The sequence below is a fragment of the Micromonospora pisi genome, from assembly GCF_003633685.1.
Taxonomy (GTDB): Bacteria; Actinomycetota; Actinomycetes; order Mycobacteriales; family Micromonosporaceae; genus Micromonospora_G; species Micromonospora_G pisi.
Genome location: NZ_RBKT01000001.1, coordinates 5,029,030 through 5,047,272, shown reverse-complemented (window position 1 = coordinate 5,047,272; position 18,243 = coordinate 5,029,030). Strand labels below are relative to the sequence as shown.

Here is an 18,243-nt window from a genome sequence, read left to right as displayed (position 1 = left end):
GCAGTCACCCACGGGGAGGGGTAGCGGGCAGGATAGGGCGACCTGTACCACCGCACGAACATCCCACGCCCCCAGGAACGACCCATAACCGCCAGGATGACCCCTTCCCCCAGGAGAAACCGTGGGCGCACCCGTTGAGTCACCTCCCGAACACGTACCGGCACGTGCGGTCCGACCGGGCCGCCGCGCCCTGACCACCGTCGGCGCACTGACCGCGCTGGTCGCGATCGGTGCCGCCGCCCTGTTGGCGATCCGTACGCCCGCCCCGGTCGGCGCCGACGCCCCCGCCGGGCAGTTCAGCGCCGCCCGCGCCGACGAGCACGTACGGGTGGTCGCCGCGCGTACCCACGTCGCCGGCAGCCCCGCGAACGACCAGGTACGGGCGTACCTCGAAACCACCCTGCGTGGGCTCGGCCTGCAGACCGAGGTGCAGGACACGGTGGCCGAGGAGGCCGGTCAGCTCAGTGGCGCGGCGGCCGGCGCCACCCTCGCCCGGGTACGCAACGTGGTCGCCCGACTGCCCGGCACCGACCCGACCGGCCGGATCTTCCTCGTCGCCCACTACGACTCGGTGCAGTCCGGACCGGGCGGCAACGACGACGCCGTCGGCACCTCGGCGATCCTGGAGGTGGCCCGCGCGCTGAGCACCGGGGACCGGCCACGCAACGACATCGTGTTCGTCCTCACCGACGCGGAGGAGGCATGCCTCTGCGGCGCGTCGGCGTTCGCATCCGAGCACCCGCTCGCCGCGCAGGGCGGGGTGGTGCTCAACCTGGAGGCTCGGGGCAGCACCGGCCCGGTCATCATGTTCGAGACCTCACCGCGCAACGCCGGGCTGGTCGACGTCTTCGGTCGGGCGGCCCCCCACCCGATGGGGACCTCGTTCGCCGTCGAGGTGTACCGGCTCCTGCCCAACGACACCGACTTCACCGCCTTCCTGGACGAGGGCTTCACCGGCCTGAACTCGGCCTACCTCGACGGCGGAGCGATCTACCACACACCACTCGACACCCCGGCCAACGTCGACCGGGGCAGCCTGCAACAGCACGGTGACAACGCGCTCGCGCTGGCCCGGGAGTTCGGCGACACCAACCTGCCCGGACTGAGCTCCGGCAGCGACGCCACCTACTTCCCCATTCCGGGCGCCCTGGTCCGCTACCCCGGCTGGCTCACCTGGCCGCTGGCGCTGCTCGCCGTCGTCGTCGTGGGGCTGCTCGGCTGGTCGACCCGCCGCCACGGTCAGGCGTCGTGGGGGCGGTTGAGCGCCGGGTTCGGGCTGGCCCTGCTCCCGATCGTGGTCGCGCCGGTGCTGGCGCAACTGCTCTGGCTGGCGGTCACCACCATCCGCCCCGGCCACGCCGAACTGCTCGACCCCTACCGTCCACAGTGGTATCGGGTGGCGGTGCTGGCGCTCGCCGCCGCCGTACTGTTCGGCTGGTACGCGCTCTTCCGGCGGCGGATCGGCACCGCCGCGCTGACCTTCGGCGGGCTGGGCTGGCTCGCCGTACTCGGGGTGGTGCTCGCGGCACTCACGCCCGGTGGCGCGTACCTGGCCACGCTGCCCGCGCTGGCCGGGGCGGCCGGCGCTCTGGTCGCCCTCGCGGTCCGGCCGGGCAGCCCAGGGGCGGTGGTGGCGGTCACCGCTGGCGCGGCGGTGGGCGTGCTCATCCTGCTCCCCACGGTGATGCTGCTCTTCCCGGCGCTCGGCATGGCGATGGGCGGCGTCGCCGCGCTCTTCGCCGTCCTGCTCGGGCTGGGCGCGCTCCCGGTCGTCGAACTGCTCCACCCCACGACCGCCGAGCGGCCGTCGAGCACCTCCGGGGCGGCCCGGTGGCGGCACGTCGTCCCCACGGTCGTGGCGGCGGTCGCCACCCTGGCGCTCACCGCGACCGGGCTCGCGGTCGACCGGTTCGACGCCGCCCACCCGGTGCCCACACACCTGATGTACGCCCTCGACACGAACTCCGGCACGGCCCGCTGGCTCAGTCACGAGGCCGACCCACAGCCCTGGACCGCCCAGTACGTGCGGACACCGGTGACGCCGTCGGACGACTTTCCCGGGCTCGGCAGCGACGAGATGCTCGCCGGACCGGCACCGGCGGCGGCACTGCCCGCCCCGACGTTGACCGTGCTCGGCGACCAGACCAGCGGTGACCAGCGCACCCTGCGGTTGCGGTTGGCCCCGCAACGGCAGGTACGCCTCACCACCCTGCACGTGGCGGCGAAGGTGCTACGGGCGACGGTGGCCGGCCGGAGCGTACCGGGGAACAAGGGTGCCGGCAACCGACCGTGGTCCTGGGGTCTGGTCTTCCACGCCCCGCCGGCCGGGGGCATCGAGATCGAGCTGGTGGTCCCGGCCGGCGACGGCCCGGTGTCGCTGCGCGCGATGGACGCCAGCGACGACCTCACCGGTCTGCCCGGTTTCCACCCGCGCCCGCCGGGTGTCGGCGTGGTCGGCTCGCACAGTTCGGAGATGGTCGCGGTCGCCCGCACCTACTCCTTCTGAAGCTGAACCGTAAGGAAGGGCCCCTTGTTAACGCATAGCGTTAACAAGGGGCCCTTCCTTACTTCCAGCGGAAGTGCACGAACACTCGGCCGAAGTTGTTCGAGTCCTTCTCGACCCGGTGGTAGATCTGCTTGATCTCCTTCTGGTCGAGAAAGCGCAACACCCGCTTCTTGAGCTGACCCGACCCCTTACCGGGGATGATCTCCACGAGGGTGGCCTTCTTCGCCACCGCCTCGTCGATGATCCCGCGCAGCGCGCGGTCGATGTCGTGCCCACGGTTGAAGATGTCGTGCAGGTCGAGCTTGAGCTTCATCGCACGCCCGTCCTCACCACACGCCCACCTTCCGTCGTCCGGGAGCGGCCCCGACCGGTCACCCGGTCGGCCACCGCCGGGAACCATCGTAGGCAGGTCACCTCAGCGGGCCCCGCCGACCTTGGTCTCGACCCGGCGCAGCGCGGCCTGGTAGTCGTCGTTCTCCGAGTGCATCGCCGCGGCGATCCGCAGGTGCCGCAACGCCTCCGGTGCGCGCCCGACCCGCTCCAGGGTCCGGCCGAGTACGTGGTGCGCGTAGTGGTCGCTCGGGTCCCGGTCGACCAGCACCCGCAGCTGCTCCTCCGCCCGGCCGAGCTGGGCCGAGTGGAAGTACGCGCGAGCCAGCAGTTGCCGTACGGAGGTGTTCGTGGGTTCGGCCTCGACGATCGGCTCCAGCAGCCGGGCCGCCCCGGTCGGATCCCCGGTCTCGAAGAACATGGTCGCCCGTCGGTACTCCGCCAGAAGATCCACTTTCCCCACCCCTCCCGTCCGTGCCACCCGGTCTCCACCGACGCTGACACAACACCCCGCGAAACGCGACTGTTCCCCGGACCGTCGACCAGGAGTCAGTCGGCGGAAATCGCCCAGGCACGGACACCACCGAGAATGCCCGCCGTGTTCGGTACGACCACCACGTCGTCGCCCATCCGGGCGAGTTGCTCCGGCCGGATCAGCCGCGAGTTGCCACCGCCGAGGTAGAGCCGGTCCCACTGGAAGACCGGGCGCAGTCCCTCGACCACCCCGCGTACCCGGCGGGACCAGAACCCGTCGCCGAGCCGCCGGCGCTCATGCTCGCCGATATAGGTGTCGTAGCTCATCCCCCAGCGCACCGGCGCCTGGGAGAGCTCCAGGTGCGGGGCGAGCACCCCGCCGTCGAAGAGCGCGCAGCCCAGCCCGGTGCCGAGGGTGAGGACGAGTTCCGACCCGGTACCGGCGACCACACCGGCACCGTGCACCTCGGCGTCGTTGAGCACCAGGACGGGCAGGCCGAACGCGTCCGCGAGCGCGGTCCGGGCGTCGAAGCCGGACCATTCGGCGGTCAACTCCGGGTCGGGTTTGGTGCGGGGCCCGGCCCGGGTGATGTAGTGCGGGGTCGCCACCACCACACCGTGACGCAGCATGCCCGGCATGCCCACGGTCACCCGGTCGGCGCTGGGCAGTTGGCCGCCGAGATCCACCAGGGTCTTGACGAAGAGCGAGGGCGGCAACGGGTACGGCGTCGGCACCCGGATCGGCCGGGCCCGCATCGTCCCCGCCTCGTCCAACACCGACGCCTTCAACCCGCCGCCGCCGCAGTCGATCGCGAGAGTGGTCGCCACCGGCCCAGTGTGCCCCGCCAGCGGGTCGGACACTCGCCGGCCCGGCCGAAACTCCTCGACCCGGCAGGGGGGCGGCCGGATACCATCGGCGTCTCATGAGTGCCACGTTGATCGTCAAGGACCTTGCCGCCGGACACGGAGACCGTGCCCTGTTCACCGGGCTGGATCTCGTCGTCGCCCCCGGTGACGTGATCGGGCTGGTCGGTGTCAACGGCGCCGGCAAGTCGACCCTGCTGCGTACCCTCGCCGGGCTCCAGCCGGCCGAGCAGGGCTCGGTGCAGCTCAACCCGCCCGGCGCGAACGTGGGACACCTGCCGCAGGAGCCGGAACGCCGACCGGACGAGGCCGTCCGGGACTTCCTGGCCCGCCGTACCGGGGTCACCGCCGCGCAGGCCGCGCTGGACCAGGCCACCGAGGCGCTCACCGCCGGCACCCCGGGCGCCGACGACGCGTACGCGGACGCGCTCGAACGCTGGCTCGCGCTCGGCGGCGCGGATCTCGACGAACGGGCCGGACAGGTCGCCGCCGAACTGGGTCTCGGGGTCGACCTGGACGCCCCGATGACCACCCTCTCCGGCGGCCAGGCGGCCCGGGCCGGGATGGCCTCGCTGCTGCTCAGCCGGTACGACATCTTCCTGCTCGACGAGCCGACCAACGACCTGGACCTGGCCGGGCTGGACCGGCTGGAACGCTTCGTCACCGGGCTGCGGGCCGGCACCGTGCTGGTCAGCCACGACCGGGAGTTCCTCACCCGGACCGTGACCAAGGTGCTGGAGCTGGACCTGGCCCAGCAGCAGGTGCGGCTCTACGGCGGTGGTTACGCCGCCTACCTGGAGGAGCGGGAGGTGGCCCGCCGCCAGGCACGCGCGGAGTTCGAGGAGTACGCCGACACCCGCGCCGGGCTGGAGGCGCGGGCGCGTACCCAGCGGGCCTGGATGGAGAAGGGCGTCCGCAACGCCCGCCGCAAGGCCCCGGACAACGACAAGATCGCCAAGCACATGCGGGGCGAGACGAGCGAGAAGCAGGCGGCCAAGGCCCGGCAGACCGAGAAGCTGATCGAGCGCCTGGACGTGGTCGAGGAACCCCGCAAGGAGTGGGAGCTGCGAATGGAGATCGCCGCCGCTCCCCGGGCCGGAACGGTGGTGGCCGCGCTGCGCGGCGCGGTCGTGGACCGGGGCGGCTTCACCCTCGGGCCGGTCGACCTGCAGATCGGCTGGGCCGAGAAGGTGGCGATCACCGGAGCGAACGGCGCCGGCAAGTCCACCCTGCTCGGCGCCCTGCTGGGGCGGCTGCCGCTGACCGCCGGCCACGCCTCGCTCGGGCCGGGGGTGGTGGTCGGCGAGGTCGACCAGGCCCGTGGGCTCTTCCTCGGTGACCAGCCACTGCTGGACGCGTTCGGCGCCGCCGTACCGGAGTTGGCGCCGGCGGACGTACGGACCCTGCTGGCGAAGTTCGGGCTGCGGGCCGCGCACGTACTGCGCCCGGCGGCGACCCTCTCCCCCGGCGAGCGGACCCGCGCCGCGCTCGCCCTGCTCCAGGCGCGTGGGGTGAACCTGCTCGTCCTGGACGAGCCGACGAACCACCTCGACCTGCCGGCGATCGAGCAACTGGAGTTGGCGCTCGACGCGTACCCGGGCACGCTCCTGCTGGTCACCCACGACCGCCGGATGCTCGACGCGGTCCGGACCACCCGGCATATCGAGGTCGACGGCGGACGGGTCAGCGAACGCTGACCCTCCCTGCCACCGGGCCACGCCGTCCCGCCCCGCCGCGTCGTCTTGCCGACCGGCGAAGATAGACGACAATGAGCCCATGGTCCAGTTCGAGTACGCCTTGCTCGTGCGGCGCCGGCAGGCCCGGCTAGAGGACACCGGTTGGGAACTGATCTACACCTGGTACGGCCCGGACGGCTCGATGCTCGACGTCTCCGAATACGGGGAGACCGCGCTGGAGCACCTGAACCGGGCCGGTCTACAGGGCTGGGACCTGGTCGCGGTCACCGACGACAGTTCTCAAGAGGGCACCGCCGAGCTGCACCGCTACCACCTGAAACGGGTGTTGTCGGCGACCCCGCCCCGGCAGCGGCTCCGGGCCACCAGACTCGGTCGCCGCCCCTCGCCGCGCTGAGCCGCCACCGGGCGGAGGCATATCCGGCCCGATTGTGGGTAGCCGGCGCCGGGAGGTGGGCCCCATGGTCGCGTTGGCACGCACGCCGTCCTCGGGAGAGCGGCTCCGGGCGGTCGACGGTTTCCTCGCCGAGGCGTTCGCCGATCTGGCGAAGCACGATGACCGGCTGCGCGGGGTCGCGGTCGAGGTCCGCTTCGACCGGGGGGTCGCGCACCTGACCGGCGAGGTCGCCGACGCCGACCAGTTGCGCCTGGTCCGACTACTGGTCGGCCGGTTCGACGGGGTGTTGGCGGTCTGGTCCCGGGTCCGGGTCGGCGGACGGGAACCGGTGGTGGTCGACCTGGGCTGCGGCGCGGCGAAGCAGTACCCGGAGAACCTCGGCCTGGACCTGCGTCGCGCGGACGGGGTGGACGCCCAGGCGGACCTTTCCGGCCCGCTGCCGATCGCCGACAACTCGGTCGACGTGATCTTCACGGTGCACATCCTGGAACACCTGATCGACTTCCTGGCCCTGGTCGACGAGTGCCACCGGGTGCTCCGGCCGGGCGGCGTACTGCACATCATGAGCCCGTGGTGGGGGCACGTGAACGCGGTCGCGGACCCGACCCACGTACGGCTGCTGGACGTACAGACGATCAAGGGAATCTGTTCCCGCCCACCGGGGACTCCGCGCTGGTACCCGCTGCACGCCGGCTGCGACGGGGCGTCGATCTTCGCGGACATGACCCCGCTGGCCCCCGACGCCCCGGAGCCGGCGCCCAGCCACATGGCCCGCTTCTTCGATTGACCGGCTCCCCACGGGTGGATGGTGGTCATGAGACGCTGATCCGGTCAGGCTGCCTCGACCGATTCGAAGAGGGGACGTGCCGCGCCCATGCCGACCCTGTACGTCATCATCGCCAGCACCCGTCCCGGCCGGGTCGGTCTGCCCGTCGGCCAGTGGTTCTACCGGCGCGCGGTCGAGCACGGTGCCTTCGACGTCGAGGCGGTCGACCTGGCCGAGTGGAACCTGCCGATGATGGACGAGCCGAATCATCCCAGGATGCGGCAGTACGAGGGTGAGCACGCACTGGACTGGAGCTCCAAGATCGACGCCGGTGACGCGTACGTGCTGGTGATGCCGGAGTACAACTTCAGCTACACGGCGCCGTTGAAGAACGCGCTCGACTACCTGCACCAGGAATGGCAGTACAAGCCGGTGGGCCTGGTCAGCTACGGCGGGCTCGCGGCCGGCACCCGGGCCCAGCAGGCGATCAAGCCGGTCCTGCTCGCGCTGAAGATGGTGCCGCTGAACGAGTCGGTCATGATCCCGTTCGTCTCGCAGCTACGCAGCGAGGACGGCACCGAGATCGAGCCGACCGCGCAGATGGAGTCGATGGCGACGACACTCCTGGACGAGTTGGCCCGGTGGGCGCTCGCACTCAAGCCGATGCGCGAGACCCCCTCGGTCTGATCCGGCAGTCCCGCCGCGACGAACGGGCGTCGGCTCAGCCGTAGTAGTCCGCGTACGCCCGCCCGAGCAGGTCGTACGCGTGCTCGGCGGCGGCCACCGCGTCGCCGTACTGCTCGTCCGCGGAGCGTCCGTCGACCAGCCGCCGCCAGTTCTCCCGGGCCAGCACCCGTTGTACGGCGATCACCTGGCTGGCCGCCAGCCGCCCGGTGATCGCCGCGTCGACTCCGGTGTGCCCGGTGCCCTCGTCGAGGGCCTCGGCCAGGGCCCGCTCGTCCTGTTCGGTGTGCTGCAACACCGGTGCCCGCAGGCTCGGGGTGGAAAAAATCATCCGGTGGTACGCCAGCACCTCGGGGTGGTCGTTGAGCCCGGTGACCGGGTCGCGGTCGCGTAGCCCGTCGAGAAACCGCCGACGCAGGGCGGCGAGCGGGGCCTGGCCCGCCGGGCGGGCCCGGACCACGGCTGCCGCTTCCTCGCGGTGGTCGGCGATCCGGTGCAGGGCCAGCTCTTCCTTGCTGGCGAAGTACTTGAACAGGGTCGGTTTGGAGACTTCGGCCGCGGCGGCGATCTCCGCCACCGAAACCTGGTCGAACCCTCGGGCGAGGAAGAGCGTGATCGCCGCCTCGGAGATGGCCTGCCGGGTCCGTTCCCGCTTGCGCTCGCGTAGTCCCGCCGCCTCACTCACCCCGCCAGCATAACTACGGCGCAACCAAGTTAGAAACTTGACCGAGTCATATGATTTACTCGGTAAAGTTTTGCCGGAAGGTGGGAGGAGACACCGTGCGGACCGAACAGTCGACGCTCGACGTCGAACTGGCCCACGAGCGGGCCTACCTGGCCGAGTCCCGGGCCACGCTGGCCCGAATGCTCGACACCGCCCGGCACCGGGTGGAAACCGGCGCCCAGATCGCCGGCGACCGCTACACCGCCGAGACGCTCGGCCGGATGCTGCGCAGCCACGCCAAGGCCCTCGCCGAGGAACCGGAGAGCCCGCTCTACTTCGGTCGACTCGACTTCGACGACAGCCCGGCAGCCGGCGACCACCGGGGCGAGCACTACTACATCGGTCGCCGCCACATCACCGACCCGGCCGCCCCGCCCCGGGTCCTCGACTGGCGGGCACCGGTCTCCCGCGCGTTCTACCGGGCCAGCCGTCAGCACCCCGAAGGGGTCGCGGTACGCCGCCGATTCGGCTGGACCAGACGGGCGAACGCGCCGGCCGAACTGACCGGCTTCGAGGACGAACACCTGACGCCCGCCCCGGACGCAGGGACCATCCCGGAAACACGGGCCGGCTCGGAAACACGGGCCGACGGGCTGAGCCGGCTGGTCGCCGCCGAGATCGAACGTCCACGGGTCGGCCCGATGCGCGACATCGTCGCCACCATCCAGCCCGAACAGGACGAACTCGTCCGCGCCGGGCTGCACGAGTCGGTCTGCATCCAGGGCGCGCCCGGAACCGGAAAAACCGCGGTCGGGCTGCACCGGGCGGCGTACCTGCTCTACACCCACCCCCGGCAACTGCATCGCACCGGTGTGCTGATCCTCGGCCCGAACCGGGCCTTCCTGAACTACATCTCGGCCGTGCTGCCCGCCCTCGGCGAGGTCGACATCGCCCAACGGACACTCGACGACCTGCTCGCCCGACACCCGGTCCAGGCCGTCGACAGCGACCGGGCCGCGGCGGTGAAACACGACGTACGGATGGCACACGTGCTGCGCCGCGCCCTGCACGCGAAAATCCGTACGCCGACCGAACCGCTTGTCGTACCGGACGGGTCCTACCGGTGGCGGGTGTCGACCGAGGCGCTACGCCGACTCGTCGAGGAGGTGCGGCAGGCCGACCTGCCGTACGGGCTCGGCCGGGAGCGGCTGCGCACCCGAATCGTCGGGCGGCTGCAACGGCACGCCGAGACCCGCGAGGCGCCCGGCCCGGGTTGGGTACGCCGGATGAGCCACTGCCGACCGGTCAACGACCTGCTCGCCCAGGTGTGGCCGGCCGTACGGGCGGAGGAACTGGTGGCCGGACTGCTCGGTGACCCGGAGACGCTGGCCGAGGCGGCGGACGGCGTACTCGATGAGCAGGAACGGGCGGCGATAACCTGGACCGCGCCACGGACGGCGAAACGGGCCCGTTGGACCGCCGCCGACCTGATCCTGATCGACGAGGCCGCCGGCCTGGTCGAACGCCCCGACGGCTTCGGGCACATCGTCGTCGACGAGGCCCAGGACCTCTCCCCCATGCAGTGCCGGGCCGTCGCCCGGCGCAGTGTCCACGGGTGCCTGACCGTGCTCGGCGACCTCGCCCAGGCCACCACCGACTGGGCGGCCCGATCGTGGGCCGAGCAACTCGCACACCTCGGCAAGCCTGAGGCGCCGGTGGTGCCGCTGACCACCGGATTCCGGGTGCCGGCAAGTGTGGTCGAACTGACCAACCGGCTGCTGGCGACGCTCGCGGTCGACGTGCCACCGACCCGGTCGCTCCGCGCCGACGGCGAACTCCGCGTCAGCCCGGTCGCCGACCTGCCGGCGGCGACGGTCACGGCGGTGGCGGACGCCCTACGCCAACCGGGCTCGATCGCGGTGATCGCCGCGAGGCACCGGCTGCCGGAACTGGCGACGGCGCTGGACGATGCCGGGATCGTCACCACGACCGTCGACGGAGACAACTCCGACGACGCGCGGGTGACCGTGCTGCCCGCGACCCTGGCGAAGGGCCTGGAGTACGACCACGTCGTCGCGGTGGAGCCGGCGGAAATCGTCGACGACGAGCGACGGGGTGCACACCGCCTCTACGTGGTGCTCACCCGCGCCGTGTCCAGGTTGGACATCCTCCACACCCGCCCGCTCCCGTCCGCCCTCGGCCGTCCCGCCAGCGCTCCCCACCCGGCCGCACCCGCCCAGCCGGCCGCAGCAACCCAGCCGGCCGGCGCCTATCCGATCGCCACCGCGCCGGGCATCGCCTGACCGAGTGCGGCCTCGACCAGCAGACCGGTCGCGCAGAGCAGTTCCTCGCCGTGGAGCGGGCCGACGAGCTGAAGACTCGGCGGCACGACCGCACCCGGTGTCGGCACCGGCATCGCCAGCGCCGGCACACCGGCCAGGCTGAACGGAGCGGTGAGATCGGTGAGCGGGAAGCCGACGAAGTCGGTCAACGGTGGTGGCGGCGCGACCAGCGTCGGCAGGGCCAGCAGCTCGACCTCTCCCAGCAGGGCCGACACCTCCGACTGCCAGTCGCGCCGGTAGACCATCGCCTCGGACAGCGCCGCCCCGCCCACCCGGCTACCCGCCCGCAGGCCCTCGTTGACGAACACACCCAGCCCATCAGCGTCGAGCAGGCGGTGGTGCGCCCGCCACAGCTCGCCGAGGACGATGGTCGCGTACGCCTCGAAGCTGGACTCCCACCTGGTCAGGCGTACGTCGCGTACGACAAGTCCGGCGGCGTCGAGCGCGGCGTCGACAGCGTCCTCGACGGCGGGGTCCAGACCGGGAATCCGCAACCTACCGACCCGCCGGGCCGGTGTGCCGGCCGCCGCGAAACCGGGTTCGAGCAGCCGCATTCCGGCGACGACACCGGTCACGTCACGGGCGATCGGGCCGACGACGTCGAGACTCGGCGCGAGCGGCCACACCCCACCGGTCGGAACCCGTCCCCAGGTCGTCTTGAGTCCGACCACGGCGCAACAGGCAGCCGGAATGCGTACCGAGCCGCCGGTGTCCGTACCGAACGCGACGTCGACCTCCCCGGTGGCCACCGCCACCGCGCTACCACTCGACGACCCGCCGGGGATCCGGTCGGGCGCCACCGGGTTGACCGGGGTGCCGAACGCCTCGTTGTCACCGACCGGGCTGGTACAGAGCTCGGTCAGGTTCGTCTTCCCCACGACGTACGCCCCGGCTGCCCGGACCCCCGCCAGGCAGGCGGCGTCGGCGAGCGCCGGGGCGGCCGAACCGCGAACGGCCACGGAACCCGCCGTGGTGACGGCGCCGGCCACGTCGATCGCGTCCTTCACCGCGACGCGTACGGGATCAACGCTCAGATTGGCGGGCGGCTCGAAACGGGTGATCCAGGTTGCCACCGTCGCAACGTACGGGGGACGAGTCGCCGTTGGCGAGCCGATTCCTAACTGGATGCGTGGCCGGGGAACCTCCCCCGACGCCAGTAGGAATGGCGGGATATCGCGCGGACGTACCCGTGACAGCCCTGTCAGGTCACCAGGCCGACGGTCGCCGTCTTGTCCCTCCATTGTGGAGTCAATGTAACGGCGGGCGACCCGGCGACGCTTTACCGATGGGGGCGTCCTCCGGGACGCCCGGGCCGAGCACCCCGGGGCACCGCATCAGCGGGGTCGCCGGGGCGCTGAGGCACTACGGGTCAACGAGCGAAGGGAGACCGCGCGTGCGGTTTCGCACCATGACGGGGTCGGTTCTGGCGTCGATGCTCACCACGGCGGGCATACTCGCCGCGGCGACGCCCGCTTCAGCAGCCGGGGTGGTTTCCGGCGGTGTCACACCCCTACCCCTGACGTCCTACGCCGACATGCAGGTGAACGGGGCACGTAACGAGGTCTACCTTGCCGGGGGCGACCGAATCGCCGTGGTCGACCAGGCCGGGTCGGTACGGCGGACGTTCGACGGCCAGACCGGGGTATCCGGCCTGGCCCTGAGCACCGACGGCAGCCTCCTGTACGCCGGGCTCAACGGCGCGCACACGATCTCGGTCATCGACACGAAGAAGGGGCGGGAGGTCAAGCGGTACGACGTCGGCGCCGCCTGTCCCGGCGATGTCGCCCTCGCCGTCGGCAAGCTCTGGTTCAGCTCGGCCTGTGCGATGGACTTCTCCTCGGCCAGTGTGCGGGCTCTCGACCTGACCACCGGCGTGGTCACCACCCACGCGACCGGGTTGCCGGCCGTCCAGGGCGTACCGCTGCTGGCGGTCGCCGAGCGGGAGGGCTGGGGCGTCACACTCCTCGTCGCCGGCCGCGACCTCAGCGGCAGTCAACTGCGCAAGTACGACATCACGACCGGCGAGCCCGACCCGATGTGCTGGGGCCCGGGACCGTGCCAGATCGCCGTGCCGAACATCGTGCAGGACATCGCGGTGACCGCCGACGGCGCCAACCTCGTGATCGCCACCGGTGCCCAGTACCACACACTCATGTCGGTCTTCGGGCTGTCGGTGGTACGCACGTACCCGACCGGCCCCTACCCGACCTCGGTCGGGGTGGCGACAAACGGTCAACTGGCACTCGGCTCGGGAAGCCCCAGCGGGTACGACAACGACCTGTACGGCTACGACGAGACCGGCGACCAGCCGACCTGGACGTACGACTTCGGAATGCGCGAGACCGCGTACAACGATCTCGCCCCACGCGGGCTCGGCTGGTCCGCCGACGACACCCGCCTGTACGCCGTCGTCACGGACAACGACGGGTCCGACCCGGTGCTCCACACCCTGGTCCCCACCGTCTAGGTGTTCCGCTGACCGGCCCGGCTGTTCCACTGACTGGCCCCCGGCTTTTTGCCGACGGGCCTGGCTGTCCTGCTGACGGCCCTGGCTGTTCCGCTGACTGGCCGACTGTTCTGCTGACTGGCCGGCGACGACCGGGACGATGACCCGCGCGGAGCTGGCACCTTCCGGCTGGGCGTGGAACGTGACGTTCCCACGCTCAGCCGGAAGGCCGGGTCCAGCGACGGAGCGGTGTTCCTGTCGCTCACTGGTAGACCTGCCCGCTTCACCGACGAACGCTCCGCCGGCGCCGAGCGCCAACATGCCGCCGGCGTACGGTGACGAGCACCCAGCCGACGAAGACGACTTCGATCGTGACGAGCAACCAGAGCACGGCGGCCTCAAGCATGGGAACCTCCCGGTACGCGGTGCAGGTGTCCTCCGACGCGGTGGCACGTCCGTTCCCACAACCGCCGCCAGGTCACCTCGGTTGATCCGGGTCACGTCCGCGTAACGGTCGCCCTGCCGCAAGCGAACGCGTCTCGATCCAGACGCCGTTCGCCGCCGGACATCTGCACACGGGTACTCCGCCCCTGGTTGCGGTCCTGGGCGAGTCGCCACCGAGACCGAATCGATCCGGGAGCATATTCGCTGGTCAGAAGACATTCTGACTGATCTTCAAGGTGCCCCCGGCAGGATTCGAACCTGCGACACACGGTTTAGGAAGGCGACTGAGGCAGAGCACCGAACATGCCCCTGAGCTGGTCGTCTGACTGACCGCCACACCAGGGCCGACAAGATCATTGCACGTACTCTGCATTCGGCAGAGAGGCCAGAGCCACGCCAGCTATCTCGTGCCCCCGGCTTGGTCGGCCAGCTTCCGGAGCCTGCGGACTTCATCGATCAACTCGCGGTCCGATGGCGGGGTGAGGATCGTAAGGCCGCTTGGACCAAGTTGCGCCGCGCCCTTCAGCCTTAGCTCGTACGCAATCGCTGCCCGCAGGTGGCTCAGGCTGGTCTCGGCGTCGGTCACCGATACAGCCTATCGACGCGGCGCCAAGGCTCTTCCCCCATGGACTGCACCACCACCTTCAGTTTGGAAGATCGTGATCCACCGACCTGATCTGCCCGAAGTGCCTGGTCGTCGGCGGTGCCGTGGTGCCCGTACCTGCCCGCTGAAGACCGTTCACGGCACCGGCCTATGGCACGCAGCTGGCACAGCGCGGCGGGCTGCGTCGTACGGCTTCCTCCCCGGGCCTTTGGGCCGGGGCGGCTTCGCGTGGCGCCGGGGCACCGTGCGCCCGGACCGCGTACGCCGGTGGCAAGCCGCGAAGCGGCGCGGCAGCCGATCGCCCTACCCGCGACGGCGCTGACCATCCTCGCGATCGTCACGGCACTCAAGTCGACGCTGCCGCCTGTTGGCCCGAGATCTAACGCTCGTACGATCCTGTAATGGATCGCGATGTGCTCATCGCCCTACTGGCCGCAGCACCGGAGCCACCTCAGGCATGTATCGCTGCACTTCAGAGTGGCAGCTCGTTCAAGGTTTTCGACCCCTCCGCACCGGCGCGGCAGTTCGCTGACATCTGGCGGGTCCGAGAACAAATCGTCCAGGACGCCGGAATCCCCACCGACGGCTGGCATCCGGGTCTTGAGTCCCTGACCGCAGCGGGAGAGCAGCCGGTACGGGTCGGAGTTGTACAGGTGCCTGACACACGTAAGCGCTTCAAGCTATTTCTTTCGGCAGACGCCTCAGCCCTCGTCGCCTGTATCGGCTGACCAAGAAACCCGTGTCCCGGGTTAACCCTCCCGGCAGCAGCCCGCCGCGCCGGCCGATGCCGGCCGGAGGCCGCCAGCAGGCCGAGCGCGAGCGGGCGCGCCGCGCTCGCGCGGCGCCTTGATTCAGAAGAGAACAAATCGGCAGTGGTGCAGTTGAAGCGGAACTTAGAGCCGCTGCCCCCCGACAGCGGGAACAGCGCCCGACAGCTGCTCACATGTCGTCTCGGGCTGCCAACGTTGGTGGCTGACTGACGACGTTTGACGGTGTCTCAAGCCCCATGTGTGCCCCATACCACCGGAGAGGGCTATCGTCCGAACCCTGGCAGACTGCCGCCATGCCGTCTGAACGGGAGTCGTGGACCATAAAGCACTTCTCGCAAGCCAACCCAGTTGGCCCCGGCCAAGACAGCGTCCCGGCGCTTCTACGCCGCATCGCAGACAGCATCGAGCAACGGCCCGGCGTCGGAGTCCAAGACGTCATCCTGCACAGCGAGGTCACTGCCGACGGTGACTGGTGGTCGGCCACCGTCTACTTCCACGAACCGTCGCTCTAACGGAATCCGGCGTACAGGTCGCCTCGTCCGTCGCCCTCCTTGTCAGAAACCTCGCCGGGTACTTGACCTGCTGCTTCATCCGGTGTCGCTGGTCGTCGTAGGTCAGCGTTGGCCGGCGCCCGGCGACGGCCCGGACGGCCCCGTGGGCGGCCCAGGGAACCACTTGGCGTTGAACTGGCACGAGCAGCCGGCCTATCCGACATGTGGTAGCCATTCAGGCACTGAGCTGCTGGAACGTTCGGCGTTGATGGTCGTCGTTAGGCACCGTTGGTCCACCTCTGACGGCCTGGAGACGGCCTGGCCCCGGTCCTCGTCGACCCCTCCTTCGCTGCCGTCATCGCCGACACCTCCGCGCTAGGTTGTCTCACGGATTCGTCCACTCACTACCTCGAAACCAGACGGCCAGTCGTGCCAGCCTGCTCTTTCCTCAACCTCCGCATTAGCCAAGTGGTGCCCGTCTACCGCCTGACTCGACTTGAAAGATGCAGCTCCCATGAAACGCGCGCCGGGGAACCATGCCCCCGCACCGAACCCGGTCGACTTGAAATTCACCTCGTCTTCAAAGACCGCCCGATTGAATTCGCCATCGACCCCAAACTTCACACCCAGAAAGGAAGCCTTTCGCATGAACTTAACGTCACAGAAGTTGGCGTGGCCACCAAAAGCTGCACCACTGAACGCCGCACCTCCAAAGAACACCGCCCACTGAAACTTGGCCTCGTGAATGACGGTAAATCGCCAGAATTTCGCATCCCCCAGGAAGCGAGCCCTCCTAAAATCAGCCCAGGCGACATCGCAACCTTCAACGTCGAAATTGCACAGCACGGCGCCAAAGAGGTCGAGTCGAATGTCAGGCCAGAATTCAAGAACCTCCTCGTCATACTCATGCTTCTTGCTCGGATTTCGGAGATGAGCCACCAGGGTGCGCTGGATTGCCAAGCGCACCTGAAATTCCCGACGAGTTTCATTGTCAGAAACTAGCACGTCTGCAGAAACGATTGGTTGGGCACGGTTTTTTCCGACATATACCATCGAGTAGACCAGCTCAGCGTCCGCTGGTGAGATTTCGAAAGGCATCCTCAGGTAGCCACACAGGACATCGACGCACATTTGCCTCCCGGACTTCCAATCATTCGCCAAGTTCAGCAGCCCGTATACCCCAGCGAGCCTGACAGCGGGCTCAGCGGAACCAATTTGCCCTGAGGCTGATTGGAATCGCTCGCCAAAGAGTCTTACAGCATCACGCGTGTCCGAAACCTGCGACAGCAAGTGCTGCGCTTCGTTGTAGCGCTGCCTCCGGTAGGCGACAACCAGCGCTACCACCGCACCCAGTCCAGCAACGACGGCGAGCGAAATCCGCAAACCACTGTAGACCTCGATAGCATTAAGAGCCGTGCCCGCTGTGGCAATCTTCGGACCGCCCAGCAACAGCCATAAGGAAATAGTACTAATGATTGCAACAAGTACAGCCAGAACCAGCCCGCCCACTACCTGCCGCAACAAAGATCCTCGGACTGTTGCGTCTCCCTGAGCGGCAGGGGCACCGCGCCTGAGCATTCCCATGCTTAGAGACTTGCACATGGCCGCCAGCACCCCTGCCAGAGGAATCCAACCACTGCCGACCAGGGTGTTCACCCACACCTGGTCAACCTCCGGGTAAGACCACAAGAGCAACCCGCCGATTGCAGCACTGCCCTCTGGTAAAACAATCAGGATCCTGCGAGGATTTTGCCATGACAGAGTCGGAGGTATCCGATGCGACCGCCGTCGGACTAGTAGAAGCTGCGATGCATATCCTGTGCGGCCCACCTACACCGGGTCGCACCCAAGAATTTGTAGACTTCCTCGACAACACACACCGGCTCTTCCACTTCCTCGGTGCGGTGAACGTCGGGGGCGAACCGATCGGGGATGCCCTTCGCAAACATGACCCATCGTCGAACCTCGACGTGGATCGACTTACTACGCCACAATTGGTACAGCACGGGTACACTCACCTTGTCTCAGAACTAATCCTGACACGTACGACAGATTACTTTCTTACCTATATATCACGGCTTCTGACCGCAGTCTTACGACGGTACCCTGAGTCAATTAAGGCGCTACCCGACATCAAGGTCTCCGATCTCCTACGCCTCCCGGACAAAGCGGCAGTGATTCAATACGCAGTCGACGACTATGTACGAAAGCTTTCTTACCAAGGTATCCGTGAGCTGCACCGCGATGTCAAAGGAAAGTTCGGGTTCCAACTCTTCGCCAGCCCAAACAATCTGACTTGGGCAGCCGAGGCGATTGCCAAGAGAAATCTGATTGTGCACAACAACGGGATCATCGACTACCAATTTACGCGCCAGTTACCCCGCTACAACGGCCAGGAGGGCACTCACCTTAACGACCTTAATCCTCTTGTAAATATGTACTTCCTGATCATTGCGGCGTTTAGCATCGACAGCCGAGCCCAAGACAAATGGCATCTGGAGGCGGGCAACCCAGCGGCCAGTCGACTGGGACGAATTTTCCCTCCAATCGGGCACCGCCCCGAGAGCGAACAACTGTCGCCTCCCCGAAACAGTCAGTAGAAAGGTTCCCCGTGTCGTCGACCCGCACCGCAGTCGGCACGCACCATTTCGGATTCGACTGGCGGACCACTTAGGCGTGAAACATCTGGCGCACCTAGGGGTCTCTGTTAGCTGCTGGTTAGCGCCACGTCGGGCACGGATCGGGTACGGGTACGGGTACGGGTACG

The 18,243-nt window shown here is 68.9% G+C and carries 17 protein-coding genes; 9 read left to right on the top strand and 8 right to left on the bottom strand.

Going from position 1 to position 18,243, the window contains the following annotated elements; all coding sequences use genetic code 11:
• The first annotated feature begins 121 nt into the window (after nucleotides 1-121).
• Nucleotides 122-2,506, top strand: a complete 2,385-nt coding sequence (locus BDK92_RS21485) for a M28 family peptidase (RefSeq protein WP_121158333.1) — start codon at nucleotides 122-124, stop codon at nucleotides 2,504-2,506.
• A gap of 58 nt (nucleotides 2,507-2,564) precedes the next feature.
• Here BDK92_RS21485 and BDK92_RS21480 read toward each other — a convergent pair whose 3' ends face one another.
• The 3 genes from BDK92_RS21480 to BDK92_RS21470 all read right to left on the bottom strand — a co-directional run bounded on the left by BDK92_RS21480 (nucleotide 2,565) and on the right by BDK92_RS21470 (nucleotide 4,138).
• Complete coding sequence (locus BDK92_RS21480) at nucleotides 2,565-2,819, bottom strand: Smr/MutS family protein (protein WP_121158332.1); 255 nt, start codon at nucleotides 2,817-2,819, stop codon at nucleotides 2,565-2,567.
• Between the two features lie 102 nt (nucleotides 2,820-2,921).
• Nucleotides 2,922-3,290 (bottom strand): tetratricopeptide repeat protein, encoded by a 369-nt coding sequence (locus BDK92_RS21475; RefSeq protein WP_121162456.1) that lies wholly within the window; start codon nucleotides 3,288-3,290, stop codon nucleotides 2,922-2,924.
• Between the two features lie 95 nt (nucleotides 3,291-3,385).
• Nucleotides 3,386-4,138, bottom strand: a complete 753-nt coding sequence (locus BDK92_RS21470; protein ID WP_121158331.1) for an ROK family protein — start codon at nucleotides 4,136-4,138, stop codon at nucleotides 3,386-3,388.
• 95 nt (nucleotides 4,139-4,233) lie between these two features.
• Here BDK92_RS21470 and BDK92_RS21465 point away from each other — a divergent pair, with 95 nt between their 5' ends.
• The 4 genes from BDK92_RS21465 to BDK92_RS21450 all read left to right on the top strand — a co-directional run bounded on the left by BDK92_RS21465 (nucleotide 4,234) and on the right by BDK92_RS21450 (nucleotide 7,718).
• Nucleotides 4,234-5,871: an ABC-F family ATP-binding cassette domain-containing protein gene (locus BDK92_RS21465; protein WP_121158330.1), complete on the top strand. Its 1,638-nt coding sequence runs from the start codon at nucleotides 4,234-4,236 to the stop codon at nucleotides 5,869-5,871.
• A 79-nt stretch (nucleotides 5,872-5,950) separates the two neighbouring features.
• Complete coding sequence (locus tag BDK92_RS21460; protein WP_121158329.1) at nucleotides 5,951-6,265, top strand: hypothetical protein; 315 nt, start codon at nucleotides 5,951-5,953, stop codon at nucleotides 6,263-6,265.
• A gap of 64 nt (nucleotides 6,266-6,329) precedes the next feature.
• Entirely contained in the window at nucleotides 6,330-7,052 is a 723-nt protein-coding gene (locus BDK92_RS21455; RefSeq protein WP_121158328.1) for a methyltransferase domain-containing protein, read from the top strand.
• Between the two features lie 87 nt (nucleotides 7,053-7,139).
• On the top strand, nucleotides 7,140-7,718 hold the full coding sequence (locus BDK92_RS21450; protein ID WP_121158327.1) for an NADPH-dependent FMN reductase: 579 nt from the start codon (nucleotides 7,140-7,142) through the stop codon (nucleotides 7,716-7,718).
• A gap of 34 nt (nucleotides 7,719-7,752) precedes the next feature.
• Here BDK92_RS21450 and BDK92_RS21445 read toward each other — a convergent pair whose 3' ends face one another.
• On the bottom strand, nucleotides 7,753-8,400 hold the full coding sequence (locus BDK92_RS21445) for a TetR/AcrR family transcriptional regulator (RefSeq protein ID WP_121158326.1): 648 nt from the start codon (nucleotides 8,398-8,400) through the stop codon (nucleotides 7,753-7,755).
• A gap of 179 nt (nucleotides 8,401-8,579) precedes the next feature.
• On the opposite strand from BDK92_RS21445, the gene BDK92_RS21440 reads away from it, so the two are divergent.
• Complete coding sequence (locus tag BDK92_RS21440; RefSeq protein WP_246017555.1) at nucleotides 8,580-10,682, top strand: HelD family protein; 2,103 nt, start codon at nucleotides 8,580-8,582, stop codon at nucleotides 10,680-10,682.
• Here the strand turns inward: BDK92_RS21440 and BDK92_RS21435 are convergent.
• Nucleotides 10,649-11,794: an amidase gene (locus tag BDK92_RS21435; RefSeq protein WP_170208648.1), complete on the bottom strand. Its 1,146-nt coding sequence runs from the start codon at nucleotides 11,792-11,794 to the stop codon at nucleotides 10,649-10,651. The two genes, BDK92_RS21440 and BDK92_RS21435, sit on opposite strands and share 34 nt — an antisense overlap.
• A 335-nt stretch (nucleotides 11,795-12,129) precedes the next feature.
• Between BDK92_RS21435 and BDK92_RS21430 the strand changes: the two genes are divergently transcribed.
• Nucleotides 12,130-13,188 (top strand): NHL repeat-containing protein, encoded by a 1,059-nt coding sequence (locus BDK92_RS21430; RefSeq protein ID WP_147457081.1) that lies wholly within the window; start codon nucleotides 12,130-12,132, stop codon nucleotides 13,186-13,188.
• 262 nt (nucleotides 13,189-13,450) lie between these two features.
• On the opposite strand, the gene BDK92_RS40845 is transcribed toward BDK92_RS21430, so the two are convergent.
• Nucleotides 13,451-13,573, bottom strand: coding sequence for a hypothetical protein (locus BDK92_RS40845; protein WP_281278632.1), 123 nt, complete (start codon nucleotides 13,571-13,573; stop codon nucleotides 13,451-13,453).
• Nucleotides 13,574-14,011: 438 nt separating this feature from the next.
• Nucleotides 14,012-14,197: a hypothetical protein gene (locus tag BDK92_RS21420; RefSeq protein WP_121158321.1), complete on the bottom strand. Its 186-nt coding sequence runs from the start codon at nucleotides 14,195-14,197 to the stop codon at nucleotides 14,012-14,014.
• A 419-nt stretch (nucleotides 14,198-14,616) separates the two neighbouring features.
• Here BDK92_RS21420 and BDK92_RS38515 point away from each other — a divergent pair, with 419 nt between their 5' ends.
• Nucleotides 14,617-14,943 (top strand): hypothetical protein, encoded by a 327-nt coding sequence (locus BDK92_RS38515; protein ID WP_147457080.1) that lies wholly within the window; start codon nucleotides 14,617-14,619, stop codon nucleotides 14,941-14,943.
• Between the two features lie 908 nt (nucleotides 14,944-15,851).
• On the opposite strand, the gene BDK92_RS38510 is transcribed toward BDK92_RS38515, so the two are convergent.
• Nucleotides 15,852-17,132: a pentapeptide repeat-containing protein gene (locus tag BDK92_RS38510; protein WP_147457079.1), complete on the bottom strand. Its 1,281-nt coding sequence runs from the start codon at nucleotides 17,130-17,132 to the stop codon at nucleotides 15,852-15,854.
• A gap of 98 nt (nucleotides 17,133-17,230) precedes the next feature.
• Between BDK92_RS38510 and BDK92_RS38505 the strand changes: the two genes are divergently transcribed.
• A complete protein-coding gene (locus BDK92_RS38505; RefSeq protein ID WP_147457078.1) occupies nucleotides 17,231-18,076 on the top strand; it encodes a hypothetical protein in 846 nt (281 codons plus the stop codon).
• Nucleotides 18,077-18,243: the final 167 nt, after the last annotated feature.

Bases quoted from the DNA above. Each gene is read 5' to 3' on its own strand.
- BDK92_RS21430 (WP_147457081.1), top strand. From the start codon at position 12,130: ATGACGGGGTCGGTTCTGGCGTCGATGCTCACCACGGCGGGCATACTC.
- BDK92_RS21455 (WP_121158328.1), top strand. From the start codon at position 6,330: ATGGTCGCGTTGGCACGCACGCCGTCCTCGGGAGAGCGGCTCCGGGCG.
- BDK92_RS21480 (WP_121158332.1), bottom strand. From the start codon at position 2,819: ATGAAGCTCAAGCTCGACCTGCACGACATCTTCAACCGTGGGCACGAC.
- BDK92_RS38505 (WP_147457078.1), top strand. From the start codon at position 17,231: ATGACAGAGTCGGAGGTATCCGATGCGACCGCCGTCGGACTAGTAGAA.
- BDK92_RS21450 (WP_121158327.1), top strand. From the start codon at position 7,140: ATGCCGACCCTGTACGTCATCATCGCCAGCACCCGTCCCGGCCGGGTC.
- BDK92_RS21440 (WP_246017555.1), top strand. From the start codon at position 8,580: ATGCTCGACACCGCCCGGCACCGGGTGGAAACCGGCGCCCAGATCGCC.
- BDK92_RS21460 (WP_121158329.1), top strand. From the start codon at position 5,951: ATGGTCCAGTTCGAGTACGCCTTGCTCGTGCGGCGCCGGCAGGCCCGG.
- BDK92_RS40845 (WP_281278632.1), bottom strand. From the start codon at position 13,573: ATGCTTGAGGCCGCCGTGCTCTGGTTGCTCGTCACGATCGAAGTCGTC.
- BDK92_RS21465 (WP_121158330.1), top strand. From the start codon at position 4,234: ATGAGTGCCACGTTGATCGTCAAGGACCTTGCCGCCGGACACGGAGAC.
- BDK92_RS38515 (WP_147457080.1), top strand. From the start codon at position 14,617: ATGGATCGCGATGTGCTCATCGCCCTACTGGCCGCAGCACCGGAGCCA.